Origin of the sequence: Leptothoe spongobia TAU-MAC 1115 (assembly GCF_018739885.1) — a bacterium.
GTDB classification, from domain to species: domain Bacteria; phylum Cyanobacteriota; class Cyanobacteriia; order Phormidesmidales; family Phormidesmidaceae; genus Leptothoe; species Leptothoe spongobia.
Genome location: NZ_JADOES010000001.1, coordinates 153,094 through 173,567 on the forward strand (window position 1 = coordinate 153,094; position 20,474 = coordinate 173,567).

The window sequence follows — 20,474 nt, forward strand, 5'->3', positions numbered from 1 at the left end:
TCCATTGATATAAGAAATTCAACAGCTTTTAACCGTTTACCAGTTCCCGTACCATTGCTTCACATAGGGCTCCATTAGCGACCTGATCAAATCGAGCAAACATGGGTGAGCTATTTAGCTCTAAGAAAATCAGTTTTTTCGTTTTGGGATCAGTTTTGAAGTCTGCTGCACCAAAGTTCATCTTCAATGCGGTCATGAGTGCCCTGAGTGCGCCTACTTCAGGCGGAACCGTATCTAACAGCAACAGTTCTGCATCTTGTTTGATGCGATAATCGAGTGAGTTGCTGCGCACTTCAAAGGCAAAGGCGTAGTTACCAACAATGTAAATCCGAACTTCAGGGGCTACTAATTTGTTTTGGACGATGGCGGGTGTCGCAGTGCAGCCTGTGTGAAATTCAACCGAGTGCATTAGTTGTTCTAAGGGATAACAATAGTCTCCTCCTGCGACCGGCTTAGCTATTGCTCCTCCAGCATCAATCTCCCGCAACCGAGATTCTTCATTAGTAATACAGGTCCAAGGAATCGATAACCCCAGCTGGTGCGCCAGCATGAGCATGGCAGGCTTATTCCCCACAGCTGGCAGCTGATCTCGATTAAATAAATGAATATCTGGCTGGGATAGTAACCATCCATAAATGGTTTGATACCATCCTGTAGCCCGCTGAGATACTTCAGGACGAGAGTCACCTTGGAAAACGTCATAGCGAATAAATGCTCCTGATGGTTTAATTGTTTGATTGTTTACAGTGGGGGTGCTATCCGCTATCCGCCATGAGAAAGCTGGACTTTCCTGTTGATTCTGGCGAATGTCACAGACAGAGACCCCCATATTTTCAGCTGTTTTAGCTAATCGTGTCAGGTTAGGGTCGGATGTTCCCCCTGCGATGAGCAATGGTTTCTTATTAGGCAGCATCTTTGTTCATAGTGACGGCAAGGGGCATCCCAGAGCTATTAGGTGATTTTTGAGCAGCTCCTTAGTAGCGACCAAATGGACCACCCCAGATGGGTGGTCGTGGATTATCCACTCTTGGATCGGTCATCGGCTCTTCTTCGCCGATGGCTAAAGTGGTTATTGGTGGGCCTTCTTCTCCCAATGCCAGAGTGGTGAAAGGTGGATTTTCTTCGCCAAAGGCGCGAGTTGAGGGTACGGGTCCCTCTTCTCCTAGGGCTTCGGTGGTTAGGGGAGGACCTTCTTCGCCCAGAGCGCGAGTTGAGGGGAAAGGATCTTCTTCACCGATGGCAAAGGTAGTAAAGGTGGGGCCTTCTTCGCCGATGGCTAGAGTAGTGATGGGGCCTGGAGAATTAGGCGATGGAGTGATAAATTCGGACGCATGGACGGTAATGCTATTGATCCGTCCTGAGACAATGACTGCATCTGCGCCAGTGCTGGGGGCAACTTCTATGGATGCGGAGATGGGTGTGAGAACTGGCAGGGCAATGCCTGTAGGTCTATCGGCATCAAAGCTGAAGTCTAGAACAGCGTCTTCAGGTGCTGGGTCCACTGAGTTGTTGAGACGTGGGTTTGTCCAACCTGAGCTGGCGGCAAATCCGGATGCTTGAATGCATAGTCTCAAAGGGGATTCACTGTGTTTGATGACAGTAACCTGAGTGACCTGAAAGATTTTCATACTTGTCCTCCACGAAATATGATTGTCTAGCTAATCGATATCGACGCAGCCTAAATTTGAGCAACGTTGCAGTGAGTAATGAAAGTGTTGAATTATAGGCCTATTGGATATGTCTTATTACTGCCTCAGACTTGGCAAGTCGTGAGATTTAGAAGATGTGACCAATAGATGCTGGTTAAGAGCGTATTTTAGTTTGTTTTGGCTGGTGAGCACCCTAAGCACAGGATATAAAAAGGCTCTTCCTGGGACTAGTACCCTGCTGGGTACTCTTCTATTGGGTATAAACTACCTGAGTGGAGAACAAAATAGCCTCGCGTAGTAGTCAGCTGGATTTTGAGACGACCAGTGTTGAATCAGCTGTATTTAATCCGTTTAATTTTGTGTAGATCGATGAGTTGTTCTAGATAAATCTAATTGGTTTCACCACGGAACTTGATGTATTCATTGAATACCTGCTGAATTTTGGTTCCATACTGTGTAGCTACTGAATCCATTGGGTAATGCCTCCTTATCTGGGTCAAAGGTGAGTAGTCGGACAAGTTGATCTTCTAGCAAAATTTGACCAGTTTCTTCTGAACTAATGTTTTCTGAAACACTTTGTGGTTTCGTTCGTCAATTTCTACAGACAGGCTAATTGCCTGTTTTTCAGGGGCTGCGCTGACTATGTTCAGATACATCTACTACTTATCTGACTAGCATCACTATGACGATTCACGTATGCAAATTGTTAAGCAAACCTCCTCAGAGCTGTCCCTGAGGAACCAGCCCTCACGCCTAAGTAAAGGATTTATTGGCCTTTGGGCCTTATTATTTTCAGGCATTCCTCTGGTAATCATGGGGGCTTGGATCTATAACCTGGGTGTGACCCAGCTCAGCTGTCAGCGAGTAGAGCCTAGCCAGGTGATGTGCGATCGCACCCAAACCCGACTCCTTGGCTTTATGCCCGGTCCCACCAGCACCTTCGACCAAGTCACCGCCGCTACCATGAAAACCTCCGCCGGTGCTGATAGCGATGGCGTCCGCACCGTGGATCATTGGGTTGTGCTACAAACCAGCAACGGTGAAGCCACCTACATCGAAGACCCCATTCGCATCAACGGACGCAAAGGGTCACCTGACGAAATGCAGGCCATCACGGACCAGATCAACGAGTTCCTCGCCTCTGATCAAGCCAGCGTATCGATGCAGCGAGATCTACGCTTTCGCCTTGGCAATAGCATTTTTCCCCTAGGATTCATGGGGCTGTTTGTACTGATTGGAAGCACCGTCGTTTACTTCTCCTTTCGCTCAGAGGAGCTGGTGTTTGACAAAAACACACGACAGTTTCGCTGCAGTCGTCAAACCCTCTTGGGTAGCAAAACCTGGCAGTGCCCCCTCAACGAAATTCAGGATGTCATCGTAGATGTCCAAATTGATAGCGATGGTGACCCTACCTATGCTCTCAAATTAATACCTCAGCAGGGCAAGAGGGCGCTGATTCCTGGTTCTAAAAGCCATGTGGAAGCTGCCTGCAATACGATTCGCAATTTTCTACAGAGCAGTTCACCTATTGGATTGGAGGGCTATGCTGGGTCAGCTCAGGCCTAATCAAAAACTGACGGAAAAATATAAATGACCCAGCATCATACCAAATCTGAATTGCTCAACCCCGATTCAATGTGCGTTTTTTTAGACTAAACCACGTCCAAGTTGAAACCTGTAGTTTCTCCCATGGTAAAACTCCGGTTCTGGACGTGGACAAGGTTTAAGTGACCATAAAAAGAGTCTCCTTCTCCAATTAGAAAAAGAGACTTATTGATAGAAGATACTTTGTTTCTACTTGAAATAAAACGTTGACGCCACACGAACAAGGTTACGCATCAAGATACTTGCTTACCCCATGATACTGGCTAACAAATTCATGGGGCGTAGATCATATCCATCAGACTCAATGCCTAGACATCGTGATTGTACTTAACGCCACGGTAGGTAAGCTGTACACGCTGATGGGGATGGCTAGGCACCTTAAACGCCTTACGCTTCAAGGGAGCCCCACGGTACGTGCCAATGTTTTCAGTATCAGTCACTTGAATATTTTCGAAGTGCGCTTCGTAGTTTGCGCCAAGAAATGACAGTTTCATGCTGGTTCCTCCAAATGTGTAGATGCGCTGACCGAAACTCGTGACTAAGGAAATAGTTGCTAAAGTTTCCCGTCAAAAACATCAAAACTGTGTAATTGAATACAGTTTATATTTTATGGAGGTGTATTAAAGCGAAGTTAGCAAAGCTTAAAGTAATAGTTAATCTTTGTTTAACTATTGGGCTCTAGCTCAGTGATCCGCGTTGGCCAGTCCCAGGCTATCGAGCATAAAGGTATATTCAAAGGCCGTTTCTTCGAGCCAGCCGTAGCGTCCAGAAGCTCCGCCGTGACCAGCATCCATATTGGTTTTGAGGAGTAGCCGGTTCTGGTCAGTTTTTAGGGCCCGCAGTTTTGCCGTCCACTTGGCAGGTTCCCAATACGATACGCGGGGATCGTTCAGACCTCCGGTAATCAATAGGTCTGGGTAATCCTGGGCAGTGACATTGTCATAGGGGGAGTAGGACTTCATGTAGTCGTAGAATGCTTTCTCATTGGGGTTGCCCCATTCGTCCCACTCCATAACTGATAACGGTAGGCTAGGGTCCAGGATCGTGGTGACGACATCGACAAAGGGGACAGCTGCGATCGCAACCTTAAATAATTCAGGCCGCATATTGAGCACTGCCCCCATCAATAGTCCCCCAGCACTACCGCCATAGATTGCCAGTTTGTCTGCATGGGTCCATTGGTGCTCGATGAGATACTCAGCACAGGCAATAAAGTCTGTAAATGTATTCTTTTTGTAGAGAAACTTGCCGTCCTCATACCAGGGACGACCCATCTCGCCACCGCCGCGAATGTGGGCAATCCCATAGACCATGCCCCGATCCAATAGCGATAGGCGAATAGAAGAAAAGGACGCGGCAGAGGGGTACCCATAGGAACCATAGGCATAGAGCAGTAGCGGGTTGGTACCATTGCGCTTTAGCCCCTTTTTGTACACCAAGGAGATAGGGACTTGGGTGCCGTCTGGAGCAGTTGCCATCAGCCATTCGCTCTGGTATTGGTTGCGATCATAGCCTCCAACCACAGGCATCTCTTTCTTTAGCTCGCGCTCGTGGGTATCCATATCATGGTCAAACACTGACGATGGCGTGATCAATGAGGTATAGCTAAATCGGAGAATTTTGTTATCAAACTCTGGCATAGCCCCAGCCCAGACTGAGTAGGTGGGTTCTGGAAAGTCTAAGTTAGTTTCTTGGCCTGTGGAAAGTTTCTGGATGCGAATAGTGGGCAGACCTCCCTGACGCTCGTAGATAACCAGGTGATCGATAAAGACACTAATGCCCTTGAGCTGCACATCAGAACGATGGGGGATGACGGTTTTCCAGTTCTCTTTCCCTAAGGCATTAACCGGTGTCACCATTAGTTTAGAGTTGATGGCATCTTCGTTGGTGACAATGTAAAACCGGTCGGAGTCTTTGTCATTTCCAGGATGGTGAGAGATGGAATATTCCACCCCATGCTGCCGTGGAGCAACTATTTGAAAGTCTCCGTCGGGATGGTTAGCATCGAGAATATGAATCTCAGATGTGATCTTACTGTTGATTGAAATCAGCACATAGGCTTCACTGCGAGTGCCCCCCAAGGAGACATAAAAGGCTTCATCGGTTTCCTCGTAGATGAGCTGGTCGTTGCCAGGGTCTTCGCCGAGTCGATGTTTCCAGACCTGATAGGGGCGATGGGCGTCATCTAAACGGGTGTAAAACACCGTACGATTGTCATTGGCCCAGATCACTTCACTCATATCTTCAATCTCTTCTGGAAAGAGTTTGCCCGTAGTCAGGTCTTTGAAGACCAGGTTGCAACGTTCTGATCCATTGGTATCAGTGGCATAAGCGATTAGTTGATGATTGAGGCTGGTTTCATAGTCCCCCAGAGCAAAGAAATCATGACCTTTGGCTAGTTCATTTTCATCCAGCAAAATCTCTTCGGTGGCATCCAGGCTCCCTTGCTTGCGACATAGAATGCGATAAGCCTTACCCTCTTCGGTGCGGCTGTAATAGAAATAGTCACCGTCCTTGGTCGGAACCGACAGATCGGTTTCCTGGATACGGCCCAGCATTTCATCGTATAGAGCTTTCTGGAAGTCCTGAGTATGTGCTGTCTGAGCGGCGGCGTAGTCGTTTTCAGCCTTGAGGTAGTCCAGGGTTAAGGGGGAGTTGCGATCGCGTAGCCAATAATAATCATCAATGCGAATATCCCCATGTTTTTCCAGGGTTTTCGGCTGCTTTTTAGCGATGGGTGCTCCAGACTGACTCAAAACCGTTAGCTCCTTTAGAGGGGGGTTTTTCTAGAATACTGAGCCAGTGACTTATTGGGGGAATAAAAACATTTATACTAGTCAGACTTCACCCATCCTTCTCAACCCCCATGACTGATCTGATCCTGTTTTGGCATCGTCGTGACCTGCGTATCAGTGATAATCTGGGCCTTGCCTCTGCTCGGGAACGCAGTCCTAAGGTAGTGGGTATTTTTTGCTTAGACCCTGGCATTTTGGCGGCGGACGATGTGGCTCCGGCTCGGGTGACGTATATGATTGGCTGTTTGTCTCAGCTCCAAGCACGCTACCGAGCTGCAGGTAGTGAACTCCTTATTCTCAAAGGCAACCCAACTCAGCAAATTCCTCAGGTAGCTGTGGCCCTGGATGCCACAGCCGTTTACTGGAATCGGGATGTGGAGCCTTACTCCCGTGAGCGTGATAACGCTGTGGCTGCGGCCCTCGCGCAACAGGGCATCGAAATGCGGACTAAAACCTGGGACCAGCTGCTCCATGCTCCAGGGGATGTACTGACGGGGGCCGGTAAACCCTATACGGTTTATGGTCCTTTTTGGCGCAACTGGCAGAAATCGACCAAGCTGGCTCCTGTAGATACGTTGCAAGATGCGATGGGGCTGAGCGAGTCAGAACGGGAATCGGTGAATGCGATCGCACTCCCCACAGCGCAGGATCTGGGCTTTGGGTGGGAGGCTCCCCTGCCATTAGAGCCAGGAGAGCTGGCGGCCCAAGAGCAGCTAGCTACGTTTGGACACCAGGCCATTGAGGCCTATGACGAGCAGCGCAATTTTCCGGCTGTAACCGGCACCTCGTTGCTGAGTGCCGCGCTCAAGTTTGGTGCGGTGGGTATCCGTGAGGTGTGGCAGACGGCTGTAACCGCCTATGATGCCTGTCGCAGTGATGAAGCCCGCATCAATGTACAAACCTGGATGCAGGAGCTAGCCTGGCGAGAGTTTTATCAGCATGTGATGTTCTTCTTTCCGGAACTGGCCCATGGCCCCTACCGTGATGCCTGGAAAGACTTTCCCTGGGAGAATGACAGCGCTAAGTTTACGGCCTGGTGTGAGGGGCGAACGGGTTATCCCATCGTCGATGCGGCGATGCGTCAACTAAACGAAACCGGGTGGATGCACAATCGCTGTCGCATGATTGTGGCCAGCTTTCTCACTAAAGATCTGATTATTGACTGGCGCTGGGGTGAAAAGTACTTTATGCAAACGTTGGTGGATGGAGATCTCAGTGCTAACAACGGTGGCTGGCAGTGGAGTGCCTCCAGCGGCATGGACCCTAAACCCTTGAGAATCTTTAATCCAGCTAGCCAGGCGAAGAAGTTTGACGCCGATGCGGAATATATTCGCCAATGGGTGCCCGAGATTCGTCATGTGGATACGGGGGCTTTAGTGACCGGTAAACTCTCTCCTTTGGATTTAGAGAGTACTGGTTATGCATCACCTATTGTTGATCATAAAAAACAACAGGCTCTCTTTAAAGAACTCTACAGGGCACAAAAAGCCAAATTGGGCTAATTGTCGCATCTGGATATATCGGAGCTTGCTTACTGTTTTAACATCATCTGACCAAGACTATGCAAAGTTAGTCCAATATGCGAGCAATCTCGTTATAGTACTCGTCTACTTAGCCGGGTAAACTTTGTGTCAGTAGCCAAATGATTGATTTCACTGTTGCGATTCCCACATACAACGGATCAAAACGGTTGCCTCAACTGCTTGAGAAACTGCGATCGCAAACAGGAACAGAACATTTTTCCTGGGCGATTCTTGTCGTGGACAACAATAGTACAGACAATACCAAGGATGTCATTCGCCTTGCCCAAGCCCATTGGCCGAAAGACTCTCCTGCTCTAGACTATGTTTTTGAAAGCAAACAAGGTGCTGCCTTTGCCCGGATTACGGCCATGGAGCGAGCCGAAAGTGAATGGGTGAGCTTTCTGGATGATGATGTTCTTCCGGCTGCTGATTGGCTTGCCCAAGCCTATGCATTTGCCCAAGAACATCCTGATGCAGGGGCCTACGGTGGACAGATCCACGCTAACTTTGAAGTTGAACCTCCCCCAAACTTCTCTAGAATCCAGTCTTTCCTCGCTATTCGAGAACGGGGACCGACCCCTCACCGCTACGACCCCAACAACCTGGTGCTGCCACCCTCTGCAGCCTGGGTGATTAGTAAGCGCGCCTGGCAAGATAATGTCCCCCTTCATCCCAAGCTAGGCGGACGGACCCAGGACTCTATGGTGCAAGGCGATGATTATGCACCTCTTCTCTATATGCACCGTACCAACTGGGAGATTTGGTACAACCCCGATATGCATGTATTTCACCAAATCCCTAAGTCCAGGCTAGATCGTACCTATCTCACCACCCTGAGTCGAGGCTGTGGTCTTTGCATTTGCCAACTGAGAATGATCAATGCCCAAATTTGGCAAAAACCATTTCTCTTTACCAAGCTCCTCCTTAGCAATCTACGTCGAGTAATACTGCATTGGATCAAGTATCGCCATCTCATACAAACGGATTTGGTGGCTGCTTGTGAGATGGAATTTTTTGTCGGGAGCTTTGTTAGCCCATTTTATTATTTGAAAACCTCGCTATTGTTCCGAAAATAAATGGATCAGAACTGAAATAATCAAATCCATTTTTATGTAAGAACAAGTCAGTGTTCTTGCGGTGCATAAGAACTGACTATATTTACACGTTGAGAGTGTAAAAACCTGCCTACCATTACCTTATATGAAATGTGCGAAATCCTGTTATTGCCATTGGTCTAGATGCAGCCGATCCTAACTTGTTGGATCAATGGATGGCTGCAGGTAAATTAAAAAATCTCAGTCGGTTAAGACAGCAAGGGGCCTACGGGCATCTCAGCAACACAGTAAACTATAATCAAACTGTCACCGAAACGTCTGCCACCGAACGGCTATGGGTGATGTTTGGTACCGGTTGCCAACCCGATAAAACAGGCTATTGGTCTCCGATTCGCTACTCAGTCAATGACTACAGCATTAGCCATGACACCGTTGATGGAGCCTATGACTTTAATGAATATCCTCCTTTTTACGCATTAGGTAAAGACTATAAAGTTGCGGCCTTTGATGTTCCTGTCTCTCGGCTATCTGAGGATGTCCATGGCATGCAAATTTTAGGATGGGGTGGTCATGCTCCCCATACACCTAGCCATTCTCAGCCTCCAGAACTCTTTCCCCAGCTAATTGAGCACTATGGAAAGAATCCTATTTTGCATCAGGATTATGGCTGTTGGTGGGATACAGCCTATGTTCAACGCATTAAATCAGGTCTGAACTCTAGCATTGCAACGCGAGCAAAGATTTGCCAAGATCTTCTCACTCAAGAGCCCTGGGATCTATTTCTCACTGTATTTGGAGAAAGCCACACTGCATCCCATGATTTGTGGCATCTGAGCCAGTCGGATAATCCACTCTATCCCTACAAAAGTGGGCCTGACGATCCGATGTTAACGGCTTTTGAAGCCATGGACCAAGCTATTGGTGATATTGTGGCAGCCGCCCCAGATCATGCCAATATCATCATTTTTTCTGTCCATGGTATGGGCAACAATGTCACCGACATGTATAGCATGGCGTTCTTGCCTGAGCTTCTTTACCGCCATAGCTTCCCTGGTAAATATGGTATTGCTAAAGGAAACATAGGGGGTCCATGCCCACCCATGCGGGTTAATCCCAAACGCAAAAGTTGGTCCGGCGAAGTCTGGCAACAACGCTATGACTCCAACCCGATCAAACGCTTGCTTATGCCCTGGATACCTAGCAAGTTTGATCATTATCTCAATGGCGGGCCTACACCTGCGCTCGCCTCGCCCTATGAATTGAGAAAACAAGGCGTAGCCCTCAACTGGATGCCTGCCATGTGGTATAGCCCCCTATGGGCACAAATGAAAGCCTTTGCATTGCCTGCATTTGCGGCTGGACACATTCGGATTAACCTCAAGGGTAGAGAGGCACAAGGCATCGTCGATGTCGCTGACTATGACGATGTCTGTGATCAGATTACTCAGTCGCTTTATCAGCTAAAGCACGGGAGAACGGGACAGCCAATTGTAAAAGATGTGGTCCGAACACGCAGCCAAACAAATGCTATCAGCTGTCAGGCTCAGCTTCCCGATGCCGATCTGGTCGTCATTTGGCACGATCAGCCTAGCGATGTGATCGATAGCCCCGAATTTGGCAGAATTGGCCCCCTGACCTATTACCGTAGCGGTGGTCATCGATCAGACGGTTTTTTACTGGCTAAGGGGCCCAACATCAAACCAGCTTCTACCATTGACCATGCTCGGACTGTCGATATTGGTCCCACCATCAGGGAACTCATGGGGGCCTCTGCCCTATACCCATGTGATGGCCATTCTCTCTTCTCCCCCTCTACCTCAGCAAAGGCGTGAAAATTGATGGTATATAACGTTTTTTCCCAGGCCATCCGGATTTTGAACAAGCTGTCTTGATTAAATCTTTATGACAAGGTTTTTCTATTTCTAAAGTTGGGCAAATTGAAAGATAAGTCGTCAATATATGTAGCGACGACTGGCATGATAGACATTGCACTTAGAAGGGAATGAAGCGACATGACTAATTCTGGTGGAACTGATGGCGCGGATAAGAAGGTTGTGGCTGGGATCTTAGGTATCTTGCTAGGTGCCTTTGGCGTACACAAGTTCTATTTGGGCTATACCAACGAGGGCATCATTATGCTGCTGGTTTGCTTGATTGGCGGTACTGTAACCTGCGGTATAGGGGCTGCTGTGGTTGGTGTCATCGGTCTAGTTGAGGGGATTCTGTACCTGACTAAATCGGATGAAGAGTTTGTCAGTACCTACGTTACAGGTAGAAAGCCCTGGTTCTAAGGCGGATCATGGCAAAGCCGTCGGTTTATTTACGGGTCGGTCTATTAGGGGCGCTATGTACACCGCTCCTGATTGTTGTGCTCCATGGATTGGGGTATGAGGTCAAGCTGTGGGGATGTCCGCTCAAGGCGTTGGTGGGCATTCCCTGCCCGACGTGGGGGATGACACGGGCGGTGTTTGCGATCGCAAATACCCAGTGGTCTACAGCCATCCACTATCATCTCCTCGCCCCCCTTGTCGTCATCCTATGGGCTGTCGCCATTATCCAAATCAGCCTGGAGTTACTTACCAAACGTGTTTGGAGCCGATGGTGGCAACGCCGTAGCCTCTGGCTTAGTGGACTGATCTTGATGTTCGGGTACCACAGCTATCGACTTTATGGCCTGTGGTCCTCAGGCAACCTGGCTGCAGATATGCAACACTCATTTTTAAGCCACCTCATGTAGGGATGGGCATGAAAAGAAGGGAAACTAGCTTCAAAGTCCTCATTAGCAAAATTACTAATTACAATGCGTAACCGTAGGCTCCCCCTCAAAGCAGGGCTGGCTATAGCAGGTTTAACCTACTGCCAGATCTTTGCCCATATAGAGATCAATCCCTTTCTTAAAAACTATTTGATCCTAGTGCCCATACAGCTAGGAGTACTGATGTATTTTGGCTACGCCTATTGGAGTGGTAAATATAAGCAACCGTAAGCATGGCGATTGGTCCCTAGCGAAACGTTTCGGATAGGGTGACAAGTAGCAAGTAGTGAGTAGTGAATCGTGTTTGTTTTAAACTACTCATTATATGAAGCCCTTAAGCTTAAACTTAGATACTTCCATGGGAGAACCCCGCCTCAAGTTATCTCAAAATTTAACTGAGTTTCCCCTAGAGATTCTAGAGCTAGCGGACTCATTAGAGATTTTAGACCTTTCCAATAATCAGCTCACCACCTTACCCCAAGAATTTTCCCAGTTCAAGAAACTTAGGGTTGCATTCTTCAATAACAACCAATTTGAAGAGTTGCCAGAGGTATTGGCCGCTTGCCCAAATCTCTCCATGGTCAGCTTTAAGAGCAATAAGATTCAGGCGATTAGCGCAGCAGCGTTGTCTCCCAACCTGCGTTGGTTGATTCTCACTAATAACCAACTGACAACACTGCCGAAAGCCATTGGAAATCTGACCAAATTGCAAAAATTCATGCTGGCTGGCAATCGGCTTAAGACGCTACCTGAAGAGCTTGCTAACTGCAAAAACTTAGAATTGATTCGCCTGGCAGCTAATCAGCTAGAAACTCTGCCATCATGGCTTTTAACGCTACCTCGACTAACCTGGCTAGCCTATGCAGGGAATCCTCTCTGCAAAATGATAGACGCCCCCAGTAATGTATCTCTTACCGCTATTGATCCGGCTGAACTACAGCTGGGGGAAGTTTTAGGGCAGGGAGCATCTGGTGTAATTTATAAGGGGCTGTGGAAGCCTGGGGCCACAACTGGAGGCATTCAAGAAGTGGCCGTGAAACTTTTTAAGGGGGAGATGACTAGCGATGGGTTGCCCTTAGATGAAATGCAAGCTTGCATTGCCGCAGGGGGCCATCCCAACTTGGTCAACGTGTTAGGCAAATTAAGTCAGTCCATCGAAGGCAAAGCTGGACTCGTTTTTTCCTTTATTACCCCTGAGTATGGCAATCTGGGGGGTCCTCCCAGCTTAGAGTCTTGTACCCGTGATACCTACAGTGATGACACCAAATTTACGCTGCCAGTAATTTTAGAAATTGCTCAGGGAATTGCATCGGTTGTGGCCCATCTCCATACCCGAGGGATCATGCATGGCGATCTCTATGCTCATAATATTTTGGTCAACAATCAGGGCAGGAGTATCCTAGGTGATTTTGGTGCAGCATCTATTTATGACTTGGGTGATCGTGAGACTGGAGAATCCTTGCAACAACTTGAGTCACGAGCCTTCGGCTGTTTGCTAGAAGACTTATTGAATCGCTATATTTCTGACAATAAAGAGGCTGATTTGCAAGTCTTTCAGCATTTGCGTCAACTACAACAGCATTGCATGTCACCCATAACCAACGATAGACCTCTTTTCAATGAGATTTGTCAACGTCTGACAGAGGTATTAGCGCTTGTTTGAAACTGCTCCCTTCCGAGTTTATCCCCCTACGGTCAAGCCATGTCCGATTGTGGCGAGTATTCCCCACAGTGGTTTGGTTATTCCAGATGGCATTATCAACGCGCTTAATGCAACCTACCAGAACTTTCTTCCCCATCAAGACTGGCATTTGGACAAGTTCTATGATGGGTTGCCAAACCTGGGGATTACCGTGTTGGTAGCTGCGTACAGCCGCTATGTAGTGGATCTCAATCGAGCCGCCAAGGCTCCCTTTTTGGGAAGCTTTTGGCAAGCGGCAGTACCACGGCAAACGGCCTATAATAAACCGCTGTATCGTATCACTCCATCCAGGCAGACGATTCAAGATCGGATTACTCAGGTATACCAGCCCTATCATCAGGCGTTAGAGCGTCTTCTCCAGGAGACAGTTGACCAATTTGGCTATGCGTATCTGTTAGATCTACACAGTTTCGCAGGGCCTATTCAAGATCAGGTATGTTTAGGCAACGGCAATGGCCAAACCTGTTCTGACGTGTTGATATCCACTGTGGACTCGGCTTTCTCATCCCAGGGATATCAAGTCGCTCGCAATCATGTGTTTAATGGTGGGTACATTACTCGTCATTATGGTGCTATGCCTGGTGTGGAATCGTTGCAGATTGAGTTTCGGTATCACAATTATTTGAATCACGACCAGCTTGAACAAGACGACATCCCAGATTGGGACGTACCTGAATTTCACCAGGCAAAACAAAACGTTCAGCCAGTATTTAACCATATTGTGACCATGCTCTCAGACAACGCCTAGCGTTTGAGTTGAGCCTAATGATTCAACGCTTCATCGCTAACATTAATCCATCTGCAATGGGCACCAAACTCATTGACACCCGCTGATCAGCATGGATTTTTTGATTTAGGGCATGGATGTGTTTCGTGCGATTATCCTGTTGGGCCGTTGGCTCAGCCACTCGTCCTGACCACAGCACATTGTCCACTGCCATTAATCCACCCGGACGTAATAGCTGTAACGCTCGCTCATAATAGTTGTCGTAGTTGCTCTTATCCGCATCAATAAAAGCAAAGTCAAAACTGTTGCTATGGCCTTCAGTAATGAGTTGGTCAAGCGTGTCTAACGCGGGAGCAATGCGTAAGTCCACTTTGTGAGCCACACCAGCCTTCTCCCAGTACTTACGGGCCATGGCTGTATACTCATCGCTAATGTCACAGGCAATCAACTGCCCATCTTCAGGGAGGGCCATGGCAACGATCAGCGAACTATAACCAGTGAATACGCCTATTTCCAGGGCTTTCTTTACACCCAATAGCTGCACCAGTAACCCCATAAACTGCCCTTGCTCCGGCGCGATCTGCATCACAGCTCTAGGGTGCTGAGCATTTTCTTCTCTCAACTGTTGCAACAACTTGCTATCGCGGACACCAACGGAAAGCATATAGTTGTATAAATCTTCCGTGAGACTGAGAACTTGAGTAGACATGGGGAGAGGTTTGAATGATGAGTTCTTCGTATTGAGTTAGTAGACCTGAGTTTGTTTACTAACCCCCAGGAATTGTAAAGCCGAGACCTCACAACTCAACGGTAAAAACTTAAAACTCTATAGATGTCTCCTGAAATGCCAATACTAAAGTAATTTGACGGTTTGCTAATCTAAGAGATGGATCTGGTGAGGAATACCGAATGGATATCACCCAGGTGGTACAAGTATCTGCCCGTGTCGGGTGGATTATTGAAATTAGCCAGCAGGATAATGGCTATCGCTATTGGGTGATTAACCGTGAGTTGGATGTTCTTAGTGATGGACAGATATACGCTACCAGCAGTGCCGCTTTAGCAGCAGGACGCCTATTTGTGGAGAGAAGTTAAACCACTTTTAGGGCTGGCACAATACCCGACGCATTGTTTTCATATTGCCTGGGAGGTCAATCCGCATAGCCTGCTCCAGCAGAAATTTTGGAGCTGGAATCATGGGTGTGGCTTTGACAGAGTACGTCAGTAGGGTACCGTCACCAAAATCTTCGAGCACAAGGTCAGCGGCAAAGTCAGCAAAGGTACCTCGCTCTAGCCGAAACTGAATGCTTTGGTGCAGATGCTCAACGACGTGGAGGTAAATCTCTACTTGGGCTGTGAAAAGGAGAAAAGCCTTGCGTGCAGCCTGGTATAGCTTTCGAGTGATGCGCTTCGATTGCTGCTTAACGTGCTGTTTGACGGAGGCTTCTAGCTCACGGCTTTGGGTGATATCGGGAAAGTAATGGACCCAACGGCTGTAGTCGGTGAGCTGTTCCCAGAGTTGCGATCGCACTAACGGTACATACATTTGAGCCGTAACAGCAGCTCCTTGGCCAGCATGGTTATCAGTGGCAATGAGGACGTCGCCGCGCAGCAATGCCGCTTGTTGTGTCGTCGAAACCATAGGATAAATAGAAAAAAATCTAAATGTACTTAATAAAACATCGGAAGATTTTAAAATCCCCGAAAATCCCTGAATCATTGAGACTGTGCACTAGCTTGCCCATTTTCACGGATTCGTTGCCATTATTAACCAGGGAGAGTAAGACTAGTGTCAAGCAAGCACATTTTTGAGTAAAACCTTAGTAAACCTTGTTGTTCCCTAAGAATTTATACCTAATCAGTTGCCCCAATGACTAATCGTTTTCGTTTGCGCCCAATCACTCAACTATTGCTAGCCACCATGGCTATGACGGCCATTGTCTGGATTCTTCGTGGGACTGGGCTGCTGTCGTTTTTGCCAGGGATTATTATTTGGTTATTGCTCTTAAGTTGCTTTGCGATCGCACTCTTTAGCAGCGTGCAATCAACCCGTTAGAGAGTACAGGTATGACGAAATGATTGCAATACTAAACCATTTCTAAACTAAATATTAAATTTGCCTTAAATCTTGCCTGCTAATTTGCCGAGGAGTTGTTAGGCAATTGGCAATGGAACTATTACATATACTGAGCATCTCCCTGTTGCTATTACTGCTCGGGGACTTTATCGCGACCTTTGTCTACCATGTACCCGAGCACGTGTTTGGGCACTACCACAGCATTGTGCACCATAGCCCCAATCGTAGCTTTGTCAGCTATGCCTGGCGTCAGCATTGTCCCCAGGCGTTACTGCCTGGTTTCTTAGGAGCACTGCCCTATCTGATGTGGGTGCCATTTCTATGGCTGCTATCCCCCCCAGGGACAGTGCTCGGTTTGCTATTAGCAGAGTTGCATGTCCTCTGGCGGCATCAGTTTAACCCTGACTATTGCACTCCCAAGCTGATTAAAAATCTATGTCGCTGGCTATGCATCACCACACCGGAGCGTCACCGACTGCATCACAGAAATGCCAATCTGGCCTATGGTGACGTGTTTACCTTCTATGGCAAACCAGCCCAGTACTGGCTCACATTTCTACGGCAGCTAAAACGCCAGTGGGTCTAGCCAATTTTTTGAACACGTCTGTAGGGGCATCCCCTAATGGATGCTCCCGCATTAAAGGTGTTTACAGAGGCATAAACCGAAACATCACTAGTTTCATTCCGTCAATCACGTGGCAGCCGCAGGCATACTGTTAAGCTTTATAAAGATGAATCGGCATGCCGACGCAGAGATAAGGAGTATCATGGCCATCCAAACGGTTTCGACAACGCCTTTTTCAGACCAAAAACCGGGGACATCCGGGTTAAGAAAACAAGTTGCTGTTTTTCAGAAAGCCAATTATTTAGAAAATTTTGTTCAATCTATTTTTGATAGTTTGGACGGTTATCAGGGGCAGACCCTGGTGGTCGGTGGAGATGGTCGCTTCTACAATCGTCAAGCAATCCAGGTCATCTTAAAGATGGCCGCCGCCAGTGGTTTTGGTAAGGTGCTTGTGGGTCAGGGTGGCATTTTCTCTACACCAGCGGTATCTTGCATCATTCGCAAGTATGGAGCCTTTGGTGGCATTATCCTCTCTGCTAGCCACAATCCCGGCGGCCCCGATGGTGATTTTGGCATTAAGTACAACACTGGCAACGGTGGTCCAGCCCCCGAAAAGGTGACTAGCGCCATCTTTGAACGGAGCAAGGTCATCGATGAGTACCAGATTTTAGAGGCTGAGGACGTTAACCTGGACCGAGTCGGTACAACCACCCTCGGCAATATGACCGTTGAGGTGCTGGATGCGGTCAATGACTATGCCGCTCTGATGGAAACGCTGTTCGACTTTGAGCAAATTCGTCAGCTGCTGACATCTGGCAGTTTCAACATGTGTATGGATTCGCTCCATGCGGTTACCGGCCCCTATGCCAAGGCTATTTTTGAAGGGCTGCTGGGTGCGCCCCAGGGCACTGTACAAAATGGTGAACCCCTAGAAGATTTTGGCGGTGGTCACCCGGACCCTAACCTGGTCTATGCCCATGACCTGGTAAAGGTGATGTTTGGGGTCAATGCTCCTAGTTTTGGGGCAGCCTCTGATGGTGATGGAGATCGCAACATGATCGTGGGTAGTAACTTCTTCGTTACCCCCAGTGACAGTTTGGCCATCTTGGCTGCCAATGCCACACTGGTTCCCGGTTATCGCAGTGGTATTGCGGGCGTCGCTCGCTCCATGCCCACCAGTCAGGCCGTTGACCGCGTTGCCGAAAAGCTCGGCATCGACTGCTATGAAACTCCCACTGGTTGGAAGTTCTTTGGCAACCTGTTGGATGCTGACAAAGCCACCCTCTGCGGTGAAGAAAGCTTTGGTACCGGTTCCAACCATGTCCGAGAAAAGGACGGTCTCTGGGCAGTCTTGTTCTGGCTCAATGTTTTAGCAGTGAAGGGACAGTCGGTAGAAGCGATTGTTAAAGACCACTGGGCCACTTACGGTCGTAACTACTACAGCCGCCATGACTTTGAAGGAGTGGAAACAGCTGCGGCTAATCAATTGATGGATGGGTTACGGGCGCAATTATCTAGCCTTAAGGGTCAGCAGCTAGGCAGTTACACCGTCGACTACGCTGACGACTTTAGCTACACCGACCCCATTGACCACAGTGTCAGCCAAAAGCAAGGCATCCGCATTGGCTTTACCGACGGTTCCCGTATTGTGTTCCGTTTATCCGGTACCGGCACCCAAGGAGCCACCCTCCGACTCTACGTCGAAAGCTATGAGTCCGATGCGGCCAAACACGACATTGATACCCAAGAGGCCCTAGGAGAACTGATTCAGATCGCTGATCAAGTCGCCAAAATTAAGGAACTCACCGGTTTCGATAAGCCCACCGTAATTACCTAAACCTGAGGCTACTAAACAATCATCTTTCCCTTACTGGGAGGGGCTCCAGGGTGGGTTTTGATCGGATCAAAACCCACCCCAATTTTTTCTACTGTCCCGGCACCTTCACACCGCTTTTCACCTGCTGCTTATCTGCACTCTTCGCATACTTCTCAGCTACAGCCGTCATTTCCGCTACACGCTCAGCATTAGTGACCTCTTCCGCCTTGGCCATCACGGCGGCGGCTTCCTTAGCCTTCAGACCGTTTTTCACCCGAGTCAAAAAAGATAGGGTAAACCCTACACTCAGATAGGTGGCGCTCATAATTGCCCAGCCTTCGATGACGTAGGTCATCATAAGATTCAAGGTTTCAACAGTCATGATGCGCTCCCGGTGTTAAAAACAACTTTGATTACAGGTAGTGGGCACTCTACTCAGTGCTCAATGGGCACTGAGTAGAGTGCTTTTATCTAAATGTATGGGGTTAACATTTCGCCCCATGCAAGCCTTCAAAGCTGTGTAGTTTAGATGTCCCTAAGATACATATGAACTAGTCAATGCCTTTGTAGGACTCACATGAGGGCAATTTTTATCCCATTTAAGCAGGTTCTTTTTGGGATCGGTACTTATTGCAAAAAATATAATGATACGGATGCTGAATTGACTGCATCCATCAACTGGTTATTCTAAACAGACTGTCAGGACACTACGCCCATAGCTGCTGCTATCTAAGGCTTGTAGCGATTACCTGCGATGTGAACTATGGGCGCAAAGCTGTCTTTCAGTCCAGGCCGCCCTTCGGTATGGTGAAATACCGATAGCGTCACTGTCTGTTTTATGTCTACTCGCCTGTCTTTTCAGACCAAATTTGCCTATGGAGTGGGTGAATTAGGTACAGCTATTCCCATTGGCCTAGCGATCTTTTATCTGCTGTTTTTTCTGACAGAGGTGGTGGGATTGTCTCCCACATTGGCCGGGACTGTACTGTTGATTGGGCGGGTGTGGGATGCGATCAACGATCCTATTATTGGCTGGCTCAGCGATCGCACCCAGTCGCGTTGGGGCCGCCGCTATCCCTGGCTGGTGTTGGGAGCACTTCCCTTGGGCTTTTTTACCTTTATGCTCTGGCTGGTGCCGCCCCTGGAGTCCCAGGCCAGTTTATTTGTGTACTACGTGCTGATGGCCATGGGGGGCTATGCGGCGTTTTCGGTGGTGATTTTGCCGATGGTTGCGATCGCAACCGAACTCACCCCCGACTATGACGAACGCACCAGCATCATGTCCGTCCGCTCAGCGGCCAATATCATCGGCTCAGTGGTGGGGCTGGTGCTGGCTCAGATCATTTTTTCCCTGGTGGAAAACACCCGGCAGCAGTACATGCTCCTGGGTGGGGCCAGTGCCATCTTTATTGTGGTGGCCATTGCCATTTGCGTGGTGGGTACCTATGGCCAATATCGCCCCGTCATGCGCACACAGCCAGAACTATCCCCTCACCCCATGGGCCGACAGCTGCGTCGGGTGTTTGAAAATCGAGCCTTTCGCTGGGTAATGGGACTATATTTGTGCTCCTGGGTTGGCGTCCAGGTGACAGCAGCGATGTTGCCCTACTTTGTTACGGACTGGATGCAGCTGGACGAGCAGCACTTTACCCAAATGGCGATCGCAGTGCAGGGGAGTTCAGTGGTCTTGATCCCGTTTTGGCTCTGGGTGACCAAGCACACTAGCAAGCAAGCGGTGTACTTTGCGGGAGCCCCTTTAGCATTACTGGGGGTGGGCATTTTAGGTATCGTCCAACCGGGTCAGGTAGGACTAATGTATGGTGTGGGGTTAGTGATTGGCGCAGGGTTATCTACTTTTTATCTGGTGCCCTTTGCCATGCTGCCCGATGTGATTGATGACGAAGAACTACGTACTGGTGAGCGGCAGGAGGGCATATTTATTAGTCTGATGGTGTTTTTACAGAAAGTGGGCATTGCGATCGCCATCTTTCTTTCAGGCTGGATGCTGGACTGGGCTGGTCAGATGGGGCCTGGCGCTCGACTTCTTGTCATCCGTCTACTAGCCAGCGCTCTCCCTAGCCTCTTAATTTTTGGCGGTATTTACTGTGTCTATCGCTATCCTCTAACCCGTAAGGCTCACCATCGCATTCGTCTTCAACTCGAACGCAATCGAAAACAACCCCAAAATTAATTTCGCCTCCATTA

20 protein-coding genes are annotated in these 20,474 nt (G+C 48.5%); 13 read left to right on the forward strand and 7 right to left on the reverse strand.

Annotated features, from left to right (window positions below; all coding sequences use genetic code 11):
- Window positions 1–28: 28 nt before the first annotated feature.
- Both IXB50_RS00785 and IXB50_RS00790 read right to left on the reverse strand, forming a co-directional pair.
- Window positions 29–913: an ATP-grasp domain-containing protein gene (locus tag IXB50_RS00785; protein WP_215607022.1), complete on the reverse strand. Its 885-nt coding sequence runs from the start codon at window positions 911–913 to the stop codon at window positions 29–31.
- Window positions 914–974: 61 nt separating this feature from the next.
- A complete protein-coding gene (locus IXB50_RS00790; RefSeq protein WP_215607023.1) occupies window positions 975–1,628 on the reverse strand; it encodes a hypothetical protein in 654 nt (217 codons plus the stop codon).
- 717 nt (window positions 1,629–2,345) lie between these two features.
- On the opposite strand from IXB50_RS00790, the gene IXB50_RS00795 reads away from it, so the two are divergent.
- Window positions 2,346–3,215, forward strand: coding sequence for a hypothetical protein (locus IXB50_RS00795; RefSeq protein ID WP_215607024.1), 870 nt, complete (start codon window positions 2,346–2,348; stop codon window positions 3,213–3,215).
- 347 nt (window positions 3,216–3,562) lie between these two features.
- On the opposite strand, the gene IXB50_RS00800 is transcribed toward IXB50_RS00795, so the two are convergent.
- Both IXB50_RS00800 and IXB50_RS00805 read right to left on the reverse strand, forming a co-directional pair.
- Window positions 3,563–3,748: a DUF4278 domain-containing protein gene (locus tag IXB50_RS00800; protein WP_215607025.1), complete on the reverse strand. Its 186-nt coding sequence runs from the start codon at window positions 3,746–3,748 to the stop codon at window positions 3,563–3,565.
- Window positions 3,749–3,937: 189 nt separating this feature from the next.
- The gene (locus tag IXB50_RS00805) at window positions 3,938–6,010 is read right to left on the reverse strand and encodes a S9 family peptidase (protein WP_215607026.1); all 2,073 of its coding nucleotides are present in this window, start codon (window positions 6,008–6,010) and stop codon (window positions 3,938–3,940) included.
- Between the two features lie 110 nt (window positions 6,011–6,120).
- On the opposite strand from IXB50_RS00805, the gene IXB50_RS00810 reads away from it, so the two are divergent.
- The 7 genes from IXB50_RS00810 (at window position 6,121) to IXB50_RS00840 (ending at window position 13,832) form a co-directional block, all read left to right on the forward strand.
- Window positions 6,121–7,551 carry an FAD-binding domain-containing protein gene (locus tag IXB50_RS00810; RefSeq protein WP_215607027.1) on the forward strand — a complete coding sequence of 477 codons (1,431 nt, stop codon included), beginning with the start codon at window positions 6,121–6,123 and terminating at the stop codon, window positions 7,549–7,551.
- Between the two features lie 140 nt (window positions 7,552–7,691).
- Window positions 7,692–8,648 (forward strand): hormogonium polysaccharide biosynthesis glycosyltransferase HpsE, encoded by a 957-nt coding sequence (gene hpsE, locus IXB50_RS00815; protein WP_215607028.1) that lies wholly within the window; start codon window positions 7,692–7,694, stop codon window positions 8,646–8,648.
- A gap of 131 nt (window positions 8,649–8,779) precedes the next feature.
- The gene (locus IXB50_RS00820) at window positions 8,780–10,459 is read left to right on the forward strand and encodes an alkaline phosphatase family protein (RefSeq protein WP_215607029.1); all 1,680 of its coding nucleotides are present in this window, start codon (window positions 8,780–8,782) and stop codon (window positions 10,457–10,459) included.
- Window positions 10,460–10,639: 180 nt separating this feature from the next.
- Entirely contained in the window at window positions 10,640–10,918 is a 279-nt protein-coding gene (locus IXB50_RS00825; protein ID WP_215607030.1) for a TM2 domain-containing protein, read from the forward strand.
- 8 nt (window positions 10,919–10,926) lie between these two features.
- Window positions 10,927–11,364, forward strand: coding sequence for a DUF2752 domain-containing protein (locus IXB50_RS00830; RefSeq protein ID WP_215607031.1), 438 nt, complete (start codon window positions 10,927–10,929; stop codon window positions 11,362–11,364).
- 376 nt (window positions 11,365–11,740) lie between these two features.
- Window positions 11,741–13,045 carry a leucine-rich repeat-containing protein kinase family protein gene (locus IXB50_RS00835; protein ID WP_246564013.1) on the forward strand — a complete coding sequence of 435 codons (1,305 nt, stop codon included), beginning with the start codon at window positions 11,741–11,743 and terminating at the stop codon, window positions 13,043–13,045.
- Window positions 13,038–13,832, forward strand: coding sequence for an N-formylglutamate amidohydrolase (locus IXB50_RS00840; RefSeq protein WP_215607033.1), 795 nt, complete (start codon window positions 13,038–13,040; stop codon window positions 13,830–13,832). Before IXB50_RS00835 ends, IXB50_RS00840 begins: the two co-directional genes overlap by 8 nt.
- A 22-nt stretch (window positions 13,833–13,854) precedes the next feature.
- Here IXB50_RS00840 and IXB50_RS00845 read toward each other — a convergent pair whose 3' ends face one another.
- Window positions 13,855–14,520: a class I SAM-dependent methyltransferase gene (locus IXB50_RS00845; protein WP_215607034.1), complete on the reverse strand. Its 666-nt coding sequence runs from the start codon at window positions 14,518–14,520 to the stop codon at window positions 13,855–13,857.
- Between the two features lie 200 nt (window positions 14,521–14,720).
- Between IXB50_RS00845 and IXB50_RS00850 the strand changes: the two genes are divergently transcribed.
- Complete coding sequence (locus IXB50_RS00850) at window positions 14,721–14,906, forward strand: hypothetical protein (RefSeq protein WP_215607035.1); 186 nt, start codon at window positions 14,721–14,723, stop codon at window positions 14,904–14,906.
- A 7-nt stretch (window positions 14,907–14,913) separates the two neighbouring features.
- Here IXB50_RS00850 and IXB50_RS00855 read toward each other — a convergent pair whose 3' ends face one another.
- Entirely contained in the window at window positions 14,914–15,453 is a 540-nt protein-coding gene (locus IXB50_RS00855) for an SRPBCC family protein (protein ID WP_215607036.1), read from the reverse strand.
- 228 nt (window positions 15,454–15,681) lie between these two features.
- Here IXB50_RS00855 and IXB50_RS00860 point away from each other — a divergent pair, with 228 nt between their 5' ends.
- The 3 genes from IXB50_RS00860 (at window position 15,682) to IXB50_RS00870 (ending at window position 18,290) form a co-directional block, all read left to right on the forward strand.
- The gene (locus IXB50_RS00860) at window positions 15,682–15,867 is read left to right on the forward strand and encodes a hypothetical protein (RefSeq protein ID WP_215607037.1); all 186 of its coding nucleotides are present in this window, start codon (window positions 15,682–15,684) and stop codon (window positions 15,865–15,867) included.
- A 112-nt stretch (window positions 15,868–15,979) separates the two neighbouring features.
- A complete protein-coding gene (locus IXB50_RS00865; protein WP_215607038.1) occupies window positions 15,980–16,474 on the forward strand; it encodes a sterol desaturase family protein in 495 nt (164 codons plus the stop codon).
- Window positions 16,475–16,655: 181 nt separating this feature from the next.
- Window positions 16,656–18,290 (forward strand): alpha-D-glucose phosphate-specific phosphoglucomutase, encoded by a 1,635-nt coding sequence (locus tag IXB50_RS00870; RefSeq protein WP_215607039.1) that lies wholly within the window; start codon window positions 16,656–16,658, stop codon window positions 18,288–18,290.
- 88 nt (window positions 18,291–18,378) lie between these two features.
- Here IXB50_RS00870 and IXB50_RS00875 read toward each other — a convergent pair whose 3' ends face one another.
- The gene (locus tag IXB50_RS00875; protein ID WP_215607040.1) at window positions 18,379–18,651 is read right to left on the reverse strand and encodes a hypothetical protein; all 273 of its coding nucleotides are present in this window, start codon (window positions 18,649–18,651) and stop codon (window positions 18,379–18,381) included.
- A 456-nt stretch (window positions 18,652–19,107) separates the two neighbouring features.
- Between IXB50_RS00875 and IXB50_RS00880 the strand changes: the two genes are divergently transcribed.
- Complete coding sequence (locus IXB50_RS00880; protein WP_215607041.1) at window positions 19,108–20,460, forward strand: MFS transporter; 1,353 nt, start codon at window positions 19,108–19,110, stop codon at window positions 20,458–20,460.
- Window positions 20,461–20,474: the final 14 nt, after the last annotated feature.

Coding starts and splice junctions, on each gene's coding strand:
- IXB50_RS00830 (WP_215607031.1), top strand. CDS start 10,927: ATGGCAAAGCCGTCGGTTTATTTACGGGTCGGTCTATTAGGGGCGCTA.
- IXB50_RS00855 (WP_215607036.1), bottom strand. CDS start 15,453: ATGGTTTCGACGACACAACAAGCGGCATTGCTGCGCGGCGACGTCCTC.
- IXB50_RS00825 (WP_215607030.1), top strand. CDS start 10,640: ATGACTAATTCTGGTGGAACTGATGGCGCGGATAAGAAGGTTGTGGCT.
- IXB50_RS00845 (WP_215607034.1), bottom strand. CDS start 14,520: ATGTCTACTCAAGTTCTCAGTCTCACGGAAGATTTATACAACTATATG.
- IXB50_RS00800 (WP_215607025.1), bottom strand. CDS start 3,748: ATGAAACTGTCATTTCTTGGCGCAAACTACGAAGCGCACTTCGAAAAT.
- IXB50_RS00875 (WP_215607040.1), bottom strand. CDS start 18,651: ATGACTGTTGAAACCTTGAATCTTATGATGACCTACGTCATCGAAGGC.
- IXB50_RS00835 (WP_246564013.1), top strand. CDS start 11,741: ATGGGAGAACCCCGCCTCAAGTTATCTCAAAATTTAACTGAGTTTCCC.
- IXB50_RS00880 (WP_215607041.1), top strand. CDS start 19,108: ATGTCTACTCGCCTGTCTTTTCAGACCAAATTTGCCTATGGAGTGGGT.
- IXB50_RS00790 (WP_215607023.1), bottom strand. CDS start 1,628: ATGAAAATCTTTCAGGTCACTCAGGTTACTGTCATCAAACACAGTGAA.
- IXB50_RS00785 (WP_215607022.1), bottom strand. CDS start 913: ATGCTGCCTAATAAGAAACCATTGCTCATCGCAGGGGGAACATCCGAC.
- IXB50_RS00870 (WP_215607039.1), top strand. CDS start 16,656: ATGGCCATCCAAACGGTTTCGACAACGCCTTTTTCAGACCAAAAACCG.
- IXB50_RS00865 (WP_215607038.1), top strand. CDS start 15,980: ATGGAACTATTACATATACTGAGCATCTCCCTGTTGCTATTACTGCTC.
- IXB50_RS00850 (WP_215607035.1), top strand. CDS start 14,721: ATGGATATCACCCAGGTGGTACAAGTATCTGCCCGTGTCGGGTGGATT.
- IXB50_RS00860 (WP_215607037.1), top strand. CDS start 15,682: ATGACTAATCGTTTTCGTTTGCGCCCAATCACTCAACTATTGCTAGCC.
- IXB50_RS00795 (WP_215607024.1), top strand. CDS start 2,346: ATGCAAATTGTTAAGCAAACCTCCTCAGAGCTGTCCCTGAGGAACCAG.
- hpsE (WP_215607028.1), top strand. CDS start 7,692: ATGATTGATTTCACTGTTGCGATTCCCACATACAACGGATCAAAACGG.
- IXB50_RS00810 (WP_215607027.1), top strand. CDS start 6,121: ATGACTGATCTGATCCTGTTTTGGCATCGTCGTGACCTGCGTATCAGT.